The following is a 13758-nucleotide window of genomic DNA, read 5'->3' on the forward strand; positions in this document are numbered from 1 at the left end:
TTCAACTGCTCTCGGAATATTCAATAGATGAACTCAATGAGATAGCCACAATGGCATTAGGTATCTCATAGATGTGTAGATACCTATGCCTGAAAGGAGAGGGAATAAAAAGCCTTACTTCTTTTTCCGCTTCGCGCGTTTCTTGGCTTGTTCAGCCGCAACTGCATCCAAAGCTTCTTTCAGTTCTTCATCCGTAAAATCGGTGATGTGATGTAGCATCTGCAACTTCACTTCATCCAGTACCAGATCCGCATATTGCGCTACATTGGTCAGTTGTTCATCAAAGATAATGGCATTGTCTTCATTGGTACATAGATAACCTTTTTGGGTTAGGACTTTAATGAAGCTCTGGAACAGGGCTTTGTCGAAGAACTCTGGCGAGTTAAACTCATACAACACAGACAGGCGCTGCCCAACCAGATAACTGAGTTCTTCCACCTGACGGGTTGAGATATTGCCAGAACCGCGTTGGGTAATCAGTGCCAAAGTCATGTAATAACGTTCCAGACTTTGAGTTACGGGCGCAGCCAGAATTTCAAGCTGATGATGCGCTTCTGTATTCGGTGCCGGTGCAATCAGGTTTTCACCATCTTGTGTAATCAGTTTCGAGGCAATTAAGCTGTCAATATGCGCATTCACTTGATCCTGAATTTCATCTTCATGCCATTTTAAGAACAGTTCGGCTTTAAGGAATGGATACAGGGTACTGCTGATATTCACGACATCATGACGGCGAATGGTACCGTTATGTTCAACCAAGGCTGCAATTAAAGATGGCAGCACAAAGGTGTGCACAATATTATTGCGGAAATACGTCAGCAGAACTGCCTGATTATCTTCAATGGCAATGATATCGCCCAGTACATGCTTGACCCGCTTGATCAGTTTCAGCTTCATTGCATAGGCAATAATTTCCTTGCCAGAAAGCGGCGTCACCTGCATGCGCTCGTCATAAGGTAGAGCTTCCAGCAAGGTGCGATAGGTGTCCAGCTGCTTGATACAGATCTCTTCATCCAGCGTATGTTTTGGCGTAGCCAGCAAGATTAAAGACAATATCGATACCGGATTGATTACGACCGCACTGTTGATATTTTCCAGAATGGCCTGCGCAGCGCTATTCACTGCATCAGAAACCGCTTGTGGAATCGGATCATCATTCTTTTCGATCTTGATATTTTCTGCGCCATGCTGTTTCAGAATATCATCCAAAAATACAGGGTTCCCGAAGTTCAGGTGTACCTTGCCAAAAATACGTTCAATCTTGCGCAGAGTTTTCAAAATTCCAAAAATAGACTCTGCCTCTTTCGGCTTGCCACTCATTTCACCGACATAAGTGCCACCTTCCATCAGGCGTTCATAGCCGATATAGGTCGGCAAAAATACGATCGGTTTAGATTTGCCACGTAAATGACCATGCACGGTCATCGCCAGCATCCCGGTTTTTGGCGGAAGCAAACGACCGGTACGTGAACGGCCACCTTCAATAAAATATTCCAGCGGGGTATTACGTGACAGGACGCTATACAGATATTCTTTAAACACTGTGGTATAGAGCGCATTGCCGCGGAAGGTACGGCGAATAAAGAAGGCACCACCACCGCGTAAAATTTGACCGACAAAAGGCATATTCAGGTTATCGCCCGCAGCGATATACGGCACCATCAAGCCACGACGATAGATCACATAAGACAATAACAAATAGTCGATGTGACTACGGTGACATGGGGTATAGACAATTTCATAATCCTTGGCCAGTTCACGCACGGTACTGAAATTATGCACTTCCACACCATCATAAAGCTGGGTCCATAAGCGGGTCAGGGCTTTATCGGCAAAACGTACGGTAGAATGAGAATAGTCGGAAACGATTTCGTTCAGATAACCGATGGCGCGACGTTCAGACTCCAGCATCGAGATTTTGCTGCGAATACTGTCATTGCGAATCGCCGCCTGTACATCTGGCGACTTGATCAGACCATGCATCACATTACGGCGGTCGGACAGATCCGGCCCGAGAATGACTTCACGCTGACCATCCAGGTAATCATTTAAAGTGCTGACAATATAAGTTGCTGGCGCTGAATTTGGATGCGTCTCTTTGGCAAAGTTAATCAAGGTGCGTAAAGATTGCGGTTCATGAAACTCTAAATAAGACTGGCGACCATGCAGGCCGATATTGACCAGTTGTTTGACCCGGCTTGGCGTAGACCAAGTATCGGTAAATAAAAGCTTAAACCAGGAATCTTCTTTCTCAGGTTCACGTCCCCAAAGTACTGTTACCGGAACCAGTTCGACATCCAGCTCAGGATGCTGTTCCAGGATTTCAATCAGACGTAACAGGCGCGGCGGGAAAGCATGCGGGGGAGAACTCAACAGGTTGTTTTCATCATGATGTTGCAGAAACAGTACTGATGCTTTTTCTTTGTTGTTGCCGATCTGCATTGGATCAAGGGCAGCCGGTAATTTTAAACGGCGCGTTTCTGCATCGACCACCAGTGCATTACTGCGCGAATGGTTCTGTAAAACGTAGCAGACCAGCTTTCGCGAGTCTGTTGCAGTCTGATCAGATTCAGGCGCTGTCACTTCACTTGGTACTTCCCCAAGAACATGAGGGGTAACCACAAGATCAAGTAACTTACTTGAAAGCTTGCGATACATTTGACCAAAGCCATTCTTGGACATAGCTGCTCCTAATTTTACTGACCAAAACCACAGGACTTCTGAGGGGGATTTATTTTGCGGGTTTCTAAAGCGAAACCATATATCTTTTTTTAACAACTTCAACAGAAGTGCTTCAATTTTAGCGTGAAAGCAGGTGCTTTTCCTAGTCACTTATGACATCAGTATGACAGAACAGTCATGCAAACTTTAGAGTTTCGTTCTGATTTTGTGGCAGAATATTCCAGATTCGTTATTTAGATCTGTTTTTCCATTTTGGATATCTCCAATATTACGTAGGTTGCTTATGAATGCCTTAACACAGGAACTGGTCGAGCTGCTCAGCTTAGAAAAGTTAGAAGAAAACATTTTCCGGGGAATCAGCCGTAATCTGGTAGGCAAGCGCGTATTTGGCGGTCAGGTTTTGGGGCAGGCACTCCGCGCAGCCTCTTATACTACAGACCGTCCGGCGCATTCATTACATGCCTATTTCCTGTTTGGTGGTGATGTCAATGCACCCATTATTTATGAAGTAGAACGGATCCGTGACGGTAAAAGCTTTATCAGTCGCCAGGTTCGTGCAATTCAGCATGGCCGGACTATTTTCATGTGTATGGTGTCTTTTGCAGAGCCGGAAGAAGGTTTGAATTATCAGATTTCAGGGCCTGAATATCCGCCAGCAGAAAGCCTGAAAAATGAAGCAGAACTGATCAAACAAATGATCGAGTTTATTCCGGAAAATGTCCGTGCGTCTTTCACCCGTGATCGTCATGTGGAAATTCGCCCGGTCAATCCGCAAAATCCATTCCAGCCTCAACCTGAAGCACCGTCTTATGCGCACTATATCCGTACGCATGACCGTATTGCTGCAGAAGTTGATCAGATCTCTTTGCATCAGGCCATTGCTGCTTTCTATTCCGACTTTACCTTGATGACCACGGCGCTTCGTCCACATGGTCTGAGCTATATCTCGCCAAGTTTACAATGTGCCAGTATTGACCATGCCATGTACTTCCATAAACCGTTCCGTGCAGATGAATGGATGCTTTACGATATGGATGCCACCCAAAGCGCCAGTTCACGCGGCCTGAATTTTGGCCGGATGTGGCAGAACGGTGAGCTGGTCTGCAGTACGACTCAGGAAGGCCTGATCCGTTTGCGTGAAATCGAGACGCAATAATTTTTTCTTGCTCAAAAAGCCGAATCTCAGATTCGGTTTTTTTGTTTTTAAGCTGGATGAAAATGGCCAGTCGATGCCATGTCCTTACACCGCGTTTATAAAATATTACTCGATTCTATAGACACTGCATGGCATAGTGCGGCTTAAGATCAATATTAAAAATGCATGAAAAGATGAGCTTAAATACGCAAATTCTAATTGCCGCCGTATTGGGGGTACTGTTTGGATTTCTACTGACGATATTTCCGCAGACCTCATTTTTTGATATCAGCTTATATGGCATCGGTATTGTCAGCAGTATTTTTATTGGCTTGTTAAAAATGCTGTTAGTGCCGCTGATTTTTAGCTCAATCGTGGTCGGTGTATCGAATCTGCAGGCGGGTGGGCAACTGAGCCGTACCTGGAAAATTACCCTGATGTGTTGTGTGACCACCACCACCTTGGCGCTCATTTTAGGTCTGGCGTGTGCGCATCTGTTTGATGTGGGCAAAGGCGTCGATGTACTGATGTTCCAGGATGCCATGGCACAACATCAAACACCGGATACGCTCACGCCATCTTCTTTCTTTACCAACTTTATTCAAAATACCCTGATCAATCCGTTTAAAGCCTTTGCCGATGGCAATGTCTTGGCGGTGGTAGTCTTTGCGCTATTTGTTGGTGTAGCACTGGTCGCAGGGGGAGATAAATTCCGTACTGTACGCAAGCTGAGTCACCAGTTTTTCGAGATCATGATGTTAATGATTGGCTGGGTGATGAAACTGGCACCACTCGGTATTTTTGCCTTATTGGCCAAATTAATTGCCACTGAAGATGTTTCGGTTCTTAGTCGTCTGGCTGAATTCGCTGCGGTAGTCACCGGTACGACGATTTTTCATGGCATCGTGGTCTTGCCTTTATTGCTATGGATTTTCGGCAAGATGGATCCGGTCACGTTCTTTAAAGGCACACGTGCTGCCTTGATTACTGCCTTTGCCACCAGTTCCAGTTCGGCCACCATGCCCCTGTCGATGAAATGCGCACAGGAAAATTTAGGGGTACGCCCACATACCGCAGGCTTTGTAATTCCACTTGGGACCCAGTTAAATATGGATGGTACGGCGCTGTATGAAGCAGCTGCAGCTCTGTTTATTGCCAATTTAATGGGGCTGGATCTGAGTCTGGGGCAGCAACTGGTGGTCTGCGCGACTGCGATGATTGCATCCTTAGGTGCACCGGGGATTCCGAGTGCCGGTATGGTGACTATGATTATGGTCTTGCAATCGGTAGGTTTGCCTGCCGAGGCAATTGCCATTCTGTTGCCGATCGACCGTTTACTGGATACCGTACGTACAGTGGTGAATGTTCAGGGAGATATGATGATCAGCGTGGTGGTGGACCGGCATACGCGTGAACCCGATCTTCAAGCTACAGATAGCTAAAACATTTAAAAAAATAAAAAAAAGCAGGTATTTGACCTGCTTTTTTATTTGTACGTTGAGTTTTAATAAATCAAGAATGATCACAGATCATTTAGGTGATATGGTCTTAATCCGCTGAACGCTTATTCTGATTTAGCTCATCTGCCGCTTTAAGCTCGGATTGATCCTGCTCAAGCAATTCCAGCGGTTCTTCAGCTTCATTTAAAGCATGCATCGATACTTCAGCATGCTCAGAATCAGCTTCACTAAGCTCGAGCTCTTCAAGCGGTTCATCAGATTCATTTAAATCATGCGCTGATGCTTCCGGAATGCTGTCCAGATCATATTCAGATGCTTGATCTAAGGTAAAGTTCAAACGGCCACCCATGACGCTGGCCAGTTCTTCTAAACCTTGTTTGTTCATGGAGGAAAACAGTTGAATCGAGAAATCCAGCTTCATCTTTTTCAATGCCGCTTTGACTTCCTGCAAGGCTTTGGATGCAGGACCACGGTTTAGTTTGTCAGATTTGGTCAATAACACATGCACGAACAACTGGCGGGAATAAGCCCATTCCAGCATCATTACATCAAAGTGTTGCAGGGGATGACGGATATCCATCAACAATACCAGGCCTTGCAAGCTTTGACGGTGAATCAGGTAATTTTCCAGTTCTTTTTGCCAGACCAGTTTCATTTTTTCAGGCACAGCCGCATAACCATAACCGGGTAAGTCGACCAGACGCTGATCCGGATTACCCAGGCTGAAAAAGTTGATCATCTGGGTACGGCCAGGTTTTTTCGATGCACGTGCCAACTGTTTCTGGTTGGTCAGGGCATTAATCGCACTAGACTTACCCGCATTCGAGCGGCCGGCAAAAGCAATTTCATAGCCTGTATCTTCTACACAAAGACTGAGTTTGGGTGCACTCATTAAAAATTCGGCTTTGCGTAGCCAGTTGAGTGCGCGCACAGAATATTCAGTAATGGCAGAATCAACTTTTTTCTCGTAGCTGATCTTTTGCTTAGGCGCATGGGCTGTCTTACTGTTTTTGGATTTTCCTCTGCTGTGGTGCATAACTCAACTTCAATAAATGATCTACAATGAAACATTATAAAGGAAGTCGCACAGGCAAGCGAACTTTGCCGCAAGAATAAGTCACAAGACCTGACCCGGAAGACTTTAAAGATTAATCAGGCCGATCGGAGAATTTGTACTGAAACGCGCATTTCGTGGCCTAATCGCATCTTTAAGCACATATTGGTCCAGACTGCTATAAAACTGTTCCACCGCATCATCTAAAATACCTTTTAAACCACAGGTCGGACGTAATACGCAGGGTGGGCTATTGCATTCCACTACATTGCTGTCGCGTTGCAGGATCCGCACAATCTGTCCCAGCTGGAGGTTCAGGCTGGCCGGATTTAAACGTATGCCGCCACCTTTACCACGTGTGGTAATCAGCCACTCCTGTTTCGCCATAAAATGCACGATTTTCATGGCATGATTTTGTGAAACCTGTAATCGCTCGGCAAGTTCTGCAATGGTATAGGGGAGATCACGTGGCTGTGCGACATACATCAGAATCCGAAGCGCATAGTCAGTGAATTTATTGAGTTGCATAACGTCAACAGCTAGAAAATGAAAGAATTGAATGTTAAAAGCTCCACGAATGGAGCTTTTAATCAGAATCTGATGCTAGTCTAAACCGTTTTTGCAATTAAAGCTTGAGCGGGGCAGACACTTCAACTACATCACCAACTTTGTAGTGGTCGATCAGTGTCTGTGCAACCGAGAATGCGGTTGGATTTTCTTCCGCTTTCACAGTAATTTGATATTGCTCGTTTTGAGCCTGATCAAAGCTAAACTGTTGTGGTTGACGAATGTGCTGTTCAGGCACCTGTACACGTACTGAAATATGTTCACCGGCTTCAGCACTTGCAATCGCTGCACCATCTTTAGCTTTAAGTGTAAAGATTTTACCTGCGTCGGTATCATTGACTGCTGCTACTTCAAATTCGCGCCAGCCCGCCCAGCCACCATTTTCAGAAGCTAGGGTGGCATATTTAGATTTTTCCACACCAATCAAAATATCTGCCAGTTGCATATACGCTTCTTTCCAGGCTGCAATCAGGTCTGAGTCCATGGGTACATCTAAAACTTCGCTGATCGAGTGCAACAGATTCTCACCGACAATCGCATATTGATCCGGTTGAATATCCAGGCTGACATGTTTAGTGGTAATGCGTTCGATGGCTTTGGCCAAAACGCCCGGATTGGTAATGTTTTCGGCATAGGCAAGTACTGCGGCAGCCAAGGCACGTGGTTGACGGCCAGTACTTTGATGATCCATGTTGAAGGTGTTTTTCAACTCTGGATGGTTTTTCAGCATGCGGTTATAGAAATACGTGGTAAGTGCTACGCCGTTTTCACGTAAAACAGGAACAGTCGCTTGTACAAGTTCAATATGTTGTGGAGTCATTAGAGCCGTCTACAGGTGTTTTTTAAAAGATGTATTTAAATTACATCTTTTAAAATGGCTTTACAATAGCGCATAGTCATAAAACCATAAAAAAATTACGGGATATAAAAATATCCCATAAAAAGTGTGATGATGATCGGAAAAGGAGGGGGATTATTTGCGGCCAAACAGCGAACCCAGTAAGCCGCGCACAATTTTCTGCCCAGTACTCCCGCCCAGGCTACGGGCAGCACTTTTGGCAAAGGTGCCGACAATATCCTGAGTCAGTTTTTCTCGTTGCTTGGCTGCGCGTTCAGCTTCTTTTTGCTGTTCTCGTGCCAGACGTTCCTGTTCTTTAATTTGCTGCTTGGCAAGAGCTTCCTGTTCCTTGCTTTGCTGTTTGGCAAGTTCGGCGGCCTGAGCCTGTTGCTGGCGTTCTGCGACCTTGTTTTGCAGCATTTCATGGGCGCTATCCCGATCGACTGGCTGCTCATAAATACCGGCGACAATACTTTGCTGCATAAGAGCCTTGCGTTCTTCAAGCGAGATCGGTGTAAAGGATGAATGCGGCGGCATGACCCAGCCACGCTCTACAATTTGTGGAATGCCTTTTTCATCCAGGCAGCTAATTAGGGCTTCACCGACAGCGAGTTCGGTAATCACCTGATCGACTTTAAATTCAGGATTGGCTCGGAAAGTCTCTGCTGCGGTTTTCACTGCTTTTTGATCTTTGGGAGTGAAAGCCCGCAAAGCATGCTGAACCCGATTGCCGAGCTGGCCTAAGACACTTTCCGGCAAGTCCAACGGATTTTGTGTGACAAAATAAATTCCCACGCCTTTAGAGCGAATCAGGCGCACCACCTGCTCAATTTTATCTTGCAGGGCAGGGCTAGCATTATCAAACAAGAGATGGGCTTCATCAAAGAAAAACACCAGTTTCGGTTTTTCCAGATCGCCAACTTCGGGAAGCTGTTCAAACAACTCGGAGAGCATCCAGAGCAAGAAGGTGGCATACAGCTTAGGCGTGTTCATCAGCTTGTCAGCCGCCAACAAATTGATATTGCCACGGCCCTGACTATCCGTCTGCAAAAAGTCCATCAGATCCAGCGCCGGCTCGCCAAAAAACTGGTCACCACCTTGGTCAGCCAGTGCCAACAAGTTACGTTGAATCGCGCCAAGACTGGCAGGAGATAAATTGCCATATTCAGCTTTAAAGTCAGCCGCATGCTTAGAGACATAACTCAACATCGCTTTCAGGTCTTTAAAGTCGATCAACAGGAAGCCCTGATCATCGGCAATCCGAAACACGGCAGATAAAACACCTTCCTGGGTATCATTCAGATTCAGCATTTGAGCCAGGAGCAACGGACCAATTTCTGAGATTGTGGTGCGAATTGGATGGCCCTGTTCGCCAAATAAATCCCAAAACACCACTGGTGAAGCTGCAAAAGGAATGGATTCGATATTGAGACTTTTAATCCGTTCATCAAATTTTGGGTTGCTTTCACCTGCTTTGGCCAGGCTGGACACATCGCCTTTAGCATCGGCGAGGAATACAGGCACACCAATTCGAGAAAAGCTCTCCGCCAATACTTTTAAAGTCACAGTCTTTCCGGTACCAGTGGCACCTGCAATCAAGCCATGTCGATTGGCAAGTTGGGAATGCAGCACAATATCCTGTGTGGTATCCGCAGTTTTTTTAGCAATAACAATTGGTCTACCCATAGCTTTTCCTGTTATTTATTATTCGTTTTTAAGTTTTTTCATTTGTTCTAGTGCATGCTGAATATCTTGAATCAAATCTTCCGGATATTCCAGTCCAATACAGAAACGAACCAGCAAGCCGTCTTTTAAGTGTGAATGTTCCAGCACACGCATGTCTTTTAAGTTATATAGCATGACCAGACTGACAGGGCCACCCCAACTAAAGCCAAGCTTAAACAGTTTTAAGCTATCACAGAAATTCCGGATATCCTGCATTACGTATGTGCTGTCAAAGATCACGCTGACCAGGCCGGCACTATCACCTTGCTTGCAAATTTCTTTCCAGTACTGATGGCCTGCACTGTCCGGATCTGAAGGATGAAGTACTTGCACAAACTCGGTTTGCTGTTTAAGCCATGTCATTAATGTAAGCGCACTGTTGGATTGATGTTGATATCGCAGTTGCATCGAAGCCAGACTACGTTGTATCTGTGCCACATCATCACCAGAAACACTAATGCCCTGAATGGCATGCGCACGGAACAGTTTGTGATGCAGGGTCTTATCTCGCGTAACCACTGAGCCCATCAGGATATCACCACCGCCGCTTGGATATTTGGTCAGTGCATGTACTGTCATATCTACACTTAAATGCTCTTCACTAAAATCAAAGGCATCAAAAGCCAGACCTGCGCCCCAGGTATTATCCAGCGCAGTAAGAATATTGTGTGCCTGAGCTTTTTTCACTAAACCAGCCAGATCCGGAAATTCCAAGGTGACTGAGCCAGCAGCCTCGAGCCAGATCAGTTTGGCTTTATCTGTAGGCTGAAATGTATCAAGCTCTATGGGATTGTAGACCTTAACCGTAATTCCATAACGCTTTTCCATATTGCGTAAATGCTCCATGTTTGGACCATAGATATTGTCAGCCACCCAAACCTCATCTCCTTGGCTTAAAAAGCAAGAATTCACGAGATTAATCGCGGATAAACCACTCGGTGCGAGCAGGTGATATAAACCACCTTCGAGCTGTGCGATGTTATCGCCCAGCGTAAAGGTCGTAGGCGTGCCATGCGTGCCATAACTATAGTCATAGTCATCGGTCCAATGGCGATTAAACAGGGCATCGGTATTGTTAAAGATAATGGTCGATGCACGATAGAGGGGAGGTTGAATGGTGGAAATCGCTTGAGGAGCCTTTCGTGGTGCATGAATCAGGCGAGTTTGAGAGTCTTGTTTCACGTGAATGCGCTCAAATGTAATCAAATATTACTCTAGCTTAAGAGAATCTGTGACTCACTGCCAGTTACGTTGTGAATTGTTTAAAAACAACAAGTCTTATAAAAAGTTGGCTTCATTTTTGCAAAACCTAAATCTATATAGCTAAAAAAATAGGTTGAGGAGCATGAAGTCGCATTTAAAAGTGCATTATTTTCAGCATATTGCTGGTGAAGGTTTTGGTAGTTGTTATGAATTTTTAAAGCAGCATCAGGCGCACATTACCGCGACTGAATTTTTTGCTTTACCCGTGGATCGGCCGCTGGAGATCGAGGCGCTGCCTGCAGTGGAAGAGGTGGATTTGCTGATCATTATGGGGGGAACCATGAGTGTGAATGATGAAGCAAATTTCCCTTGGTTAAAAATAGAAAAACGCTGGTTGCGTCGCTATCTTTCGCATGGTAAACCGGCAATTGGCCTGTGTCTGGGTGGGCAGTTGATTGCAAATGCTTTGGGTGCAGGTGTTAGTCGCAATCCAGAACAAGAATTGGGGTGGACCACGGTGCACAGAGTGGCGAATCTACCAGAGACGTGTTTTAGCTTGCCGGAGCAGTTTAATATTCTGCAATGGCACAATGAAACATTTGAATTGCCCAAAGGTGCAGTCCATCTGGCAGAAAATGAAGCCTGTCGTAATCAGATGTACCAGTTGGGCAGAAATGTATTGGGCTTCCAGTTTCATCCTGAAATCACGCCGGAAACCCTGGCATTGTTTTTGGAAAATGAAGAAGAGCTTGCGCAATTTTCAGGAAAATATGTGCAAAATTTATTTGAATTAAAAAAAACCACGAAGCAAAAATTTATTGAAGGAAATCAGATGTTAAATCGTGCTATAGAATATGTTTTGGCAAAAACTGCCTAATATTTAAACAATAAACTATTGTTTTAAGTCATAAATTGAAAACTTGGATAAAACCATAAAAGAGATTTGCTTATGCATTAAACAATGGCTATAATAAGCGACCCTTCAATAGGAAGGGGGTTAACTGCGAATAAAGTAGTTAACTATCGTTACAGTCGTGGCATCGATCATGACCTTAGTGATATTTCACTGCTCTTGACACTTGCCCATATAAAGTGGGGTGAGATGCGTCAAGAGTGATTCTTTATATATTTGGCTTGGAGTTTACTGGTATGTCTAACCAGAGAATTCGTATCCGTCTTAAGTCTTTTGATCATCGCCTGATTGATCAATCAGCTCAAGAAATCGTAGAAACCGCAAAACGTACTGGCGCACAAGTGTGTGGTCCAATTCCAATGCCAACACGCATTGAACGTTTTAACGTTTTAACATCACCACACGTAAACAAAGACGCGCGTGACCAGTACGAAATCCGTACTTACAAGCGTTTGATCGACATCGTTCAACCTACAGACAAAACTGTAGATGCATTGATGAAGTTAGATCTTGCAGCTGGTGTTGATGTTCAGATCGCATTGGGTTAAGGCTTTCGGGTTAATTAACACTCTAAGTTAATTAGGCCGCTTTTTTAGAGGTTTATGCACATGGCTATTGGTTTAGTCGGTCGCAAGTGCGGTATGACACGTATCTTTACAGATGCTGGTGTTTCTGTGCCTGTTACAGTGATTGAGGTTGATCCTAACCGCATCACTCAAATCAAAACGCTTGAAACTGATGGTTATCAAGCGATTCAAATCACTACTGGTGAACGTCGCGAATCTCGCGTAACTAACGCTCAGAAAGGCCACTTCGCGAAAGCGGGTGTTGCAGCTGGTCGTCTAGTTCAAGAATTCCGTGCTACAGAAGCTGATCTTGAAGGTCGTGAAGTTGGTGGTACGCTTACCGTTGAATTGTTCCAAGTTGGTCAAGTTGTTGACGTAACTGGTCAATCTAAAGGTAAAGGTTTCCAAGGTGGTGTTAAGCGTTGGAACTTCCGTACGCAAGATGCAACTCACGGTAACTCAGTTTCTCACCGTGTTTTAGGTTCTACTGGTCAAAACCAGACTCCTGGTCGCGTATTCAAAGGCAAAAAAATGGCTGGCCATTTAGGTGCTGAACGCGTAACTACACAGGGTCTTGAGATCGTTGCTATCGACACAGAACGTTCAGTTCTAGTTGTTAAAGGCGCGGTTCCTGGTGCTACTGGTGGCGACGTAATCGTTCGTCCTACGATCAAGGCCTGAGGGGAAATAACGTGAATTTAAATACTGTTTCCGGCTCTGCTGTTGAATTATCAGAAGTTGCGTTCGGTCGTGAATTTAATGAAGCTCTTGTTCACCAAGTGGTTACAGCTTATTTAGCTGGTGGCCGTCAAGGTTCAAAAGCTCAGAAATCACGTGCAGACGTTTCTGGTGGTGGTCGCAAGCCATTCCGTCAAAAAGGTACTGGCCGCGCTCGTGCTGGTTCTATTCGTAGCCCAATCTGGGTTGGCGGTGGTAAAACTTTTGCTGCTCGTCCACAAGACTGGTCTCAAAAAGTAAACCGTAAAATGTACCGCGGTGCTATGCAATGCATCCTAGCTGAACTTGTTCGTCAAGATCGCCTAGTTTTAGTTGAAGAGTTTGCTGTTGCAGCTCCAAAAACTAAAGAATTGCTTGCAAAACTTAACGACTTGAATGCGACTCGCGCATTGATCGTTACTGATGCTGTTGATGAGAACCTGTATCTTGCTGCGCGCAACATTCCACACGTTGATGTGGTTGATGCTGCTGCAATCGATCCGGTTAGCTTGATTGCGTTCGACAAAGTTGTTATGTCTGTAGCTGCTGCTAAGAAAATTGAGGTAGAACTCGGATGAACAACGAACGTATCTATCAAGTCCTGCAAGGACCTGTATTCTCAGAAAAAGCACAAGTTTTAGGTGAAACTGCTGGTGTTCAAGTGTTTAAAGTTGCATTAAATGCAAACAAGCTTGAAATCAAAAAAGCAGTGGAACAACTCTTTGGTGTGGAAGTTGTTAAAGTTAACACGACTATCACTAAAGGTAAGTCTAAACGCTTTGGTAAAACATTAGGACGTCGTTCTGATGTTAAAAAAGCATACGTCACCCTGAAAGCTGGCCAAGATGTTGAAATGGCTGACTTGGGCGATACCGCTGAAAGCACAGCGGAATAAGGA

At 45.0% G+C, this 13758-nt stretch carries 12 protein-coding genes and 1 pseudogene; 7 read left to right on the forward strand and 6 right to left on the reverse strand.

From position 1 onward, the window contains the following. Positions 1–114: 114 nt before the first annotated feature. The gene (plsB, locus tag NI469_RS05005; protein WP_253174544.1) at positions 115–2682 is read right to left on the reverse strand and encodes a glycerol-3-phosphate 1-O-acyltransferase PlsB; all 2568 of its coding nucleotides are present in this window, start codon (positions 2680–2682) and stop codon (positions 115–117) included. Between the two features lie 283 nt (positions 2683–2965). On the opposite strand from plsB, the gene NI469_RS05010 reads away from it, so the two are divergent. Both NI469_RS05010 and NI469_RS05015 read left to right on the forward strand, forming a co-directional pair. After that, on the forward strand, positions 2966–3838 hold the full coding sequence (locus tag NI469_RS05010) for an acyl-CoA thioesterase (RefSeq protein WP_180180576.1): 873 nt from the start codon (positions 2966–2968) through the stop codon (positions 3836–3838). A 173-nt stretch (positions 3839–4011) separates the two neighbouring features. Beyond that, positions 4012–5259, forward strand: a complete 1248-nt coding sequence (locus NI469_RS05015; protein WP_071850882.1) for a dicarboxylate/amino acid:cation symporter — start codon at positions 4012–4014, stop codon at positions 5257–5259. A 277-nt stretch (positions 5260–5536) separates the two neighbouring features. On the opposite strand, the pseudogene yihA reads toward NI469_RS05015, so the two are convergent. From yihA to NI469_RS05040, 5 genes and pseudogenes are all read right to left on the reverse strand, one after another. After that, positions 5537–6313 (reverse strand): annotated as a pseudogene (yihA, locus tag NI469_RS05020) (ribosome biogenesis GTP-binding protein YihA/YsxC); the annotation flags it as partial. A gap of 105 nt (positions 6314–6418) precedes the next feature. Continuing rightward, positions 6419–6859, reverse strand: a complete 441-nt coding sequence (locus NI469_RS05025; protein WP_253174545.1) for an RrF2 family transcriptional regulator — start codon at positions 6857–6859, stop codon at positions 6419–6421. Positions 6860–6956: 97 nt separating this feature from the next. Beyond that, a complete protein-coding gene (locus NI469_RS05030) occupies positions 6957–7718 on the reverse strand; it encodes a globin domain-containing protein (RefSeq protein ID WP_004281516.1) in 762 nt (253 codons plus the stop codon). Between the two features lie 153 nt (positions 7719–7871). Then, complete coding sequence (locus NI469_RS05035; RefSeq protein WP_253174546.1) at positions 7872–9422, reverse strand: helicase HerA-like domain-containing protein; 1551 nt, start codon at positions 9420–9422, stop codon at positions 7872–7874. An 18-nt stretch (positions 9423–9440) separates the two neighbouring features. Continuing rightward, positions 9441–10643, reverse strand: coding sequence for a PLP-dependent transferase (locus tag NI469_RS05040; RefSeq protein ID WP_035335417.1), 1203 nt, complete (start codon positions 10641–10643; stop codon positions 9441–9443). Positions 10644–10806: 163 nt separating this feature from the next. Here NI469_RS05040 and NI469_RS05045 point away from each other — a divergent pair, with 163 nt between their 5' ends. The 5 genes from NI469_RS05045 to rplW all read left to right on the forward strand — a co-directional run bounded on the left by NI469_RS05045 (position 10807) and on the right by rplW (position 13755). Next, complete coding sequence (locus tag NI469_RS05045) at positions 10807–11541, forward strand: type 1 glutamine amidotransferase (protein WP_005108602.1); 735 nt, start codon at positions 10807–10809, stop codon at positions 11539–11541. 272 nt (positions 11542–11813) lie between these two features. Further along, on the forward strand, positions 11814–12125 hold the full coding sequence (gene rpsJ / locus NI469_RS05050; protein WP_000070912.1) for a 30S ribosomal protein S10: 312 nt from the start codon (positions 11814–11816) through the stop codon (positions 12123–12125). Positions 12126–12185: 60 nt separating this feature from the next. Next, positions 12186–12824, forward strand: coding sequence for a 50S ribosomal protein L3 (gene rplC / locus NI469_RS05055; protein ID WP_004645054.1), 639 nt, complete (start codon positions 12186–12188; stop codon positions 12822–12824). Positions 12825–12835: 11 nt separating this feature from the next. Next, positions 12836–13438 carry a 50S ribosomal protein L4 gene (gene rplD / locus NI469_RS05060; RefSeq protein ID WP_004281511.1) on the forward strand — a complete coding sequence of 201 codons (603 nt, stop codon included), beginning with the start codon at positions 12836–12838 and terminating at the stop codon, positions 13436–13438. After that, positions 13435–13755: a 50S ribosomal protein L23 gene (gene rplW / locus NI469_RS05065; protein WP_004281510.1), complete on the forward strand. Its 321-nt coding sequence runs from the start codon at positions 13435–13437 to the stop codon at positions 13753–13755. Before rplD ends, rplW begins: the two co-directional genes overlap by 4 nt. Positions 13756–13758: the final 3 nt, after the last annotated feature.

This window comes from Acinetobacter lwoffii (genome assembly GCF_024129735.1).
GTDB lineage: Bacteria > Pseudomonadota > Gammaproteobacteria > Pseudomonadales > Moraxellaceae > Acinetobacter > Acinetobacter lwoffii_H.

Bases quoted from the DNA above. Each gene is read 5' to 3' on its own strand.
- plsB (WP_253174544.1), bottom strand. From the start codon at position 2,682: ATGTCCAAGAATGGCTTTGGTCAAATGTATCGCAAGCTTTCAAGTAAG.
- NI469_RS05010 (WP_180180576.1), top strand. From the start codon at position 2,966: ATGAATGCCTTAACACAGGAACTGGTCGAGCTGCTCAGCTTAGAAAAG.
- NI469_RS05015 (WP_071850882.1), top strand. From the start codon at position 4,012: ATGAGCTTAAATACGCAAATTCTAATTGCCGCCGTATTGGGGGTACTG.
- NI469_RS05025 (WP_253174545.1), bottom strand. From the start codon at position 6,859: ATGCAACTCAATAAATTCACTGACTATGCGCTTCGGATTCTGATGTAT.
- NI469_RS05030 (WP_004281516.1), bottom strand. From the start codon at position 7,718: ATGACTCCACAACATATTGAACTTGTACAAGCGACTGTTCCTGTTTTA.
- NI469_RS05035 (WP_253174546.1), bottom strand. From the start codon at position 9,422: ATGGGTAGACCAATTGTTATTGCTAAAAAAACTGCGGATACCACACAG.
- NI469_RS05045 (WP_005108602.1), top strand. From the start codon at position 10,807: ATGAAGTCGCATTTAAAAGTGCATTATTTTCAGCATATTGCTGGTGAA.
- rpsJ (WP_000070912.1), top strand. From the start codon at position 11,814: ATGTCTAACCAGAGAATTCGTATCCGTCTTAAGTCTTTTGATCATCGC.
- rplC (WP_004645054.1), top strand. From the start codon at position 12,186: ATGGCTATTGGTTTAGTCGGTCGCAAGTGCGGTATGACACGTATCTTT.
- rplW (WP_004281510.1), top strand. From the start codon at position 13,435: ATGAACAACGAACGTATCTATCAAGTCCTGCAAGGACCTGTATTCTCA.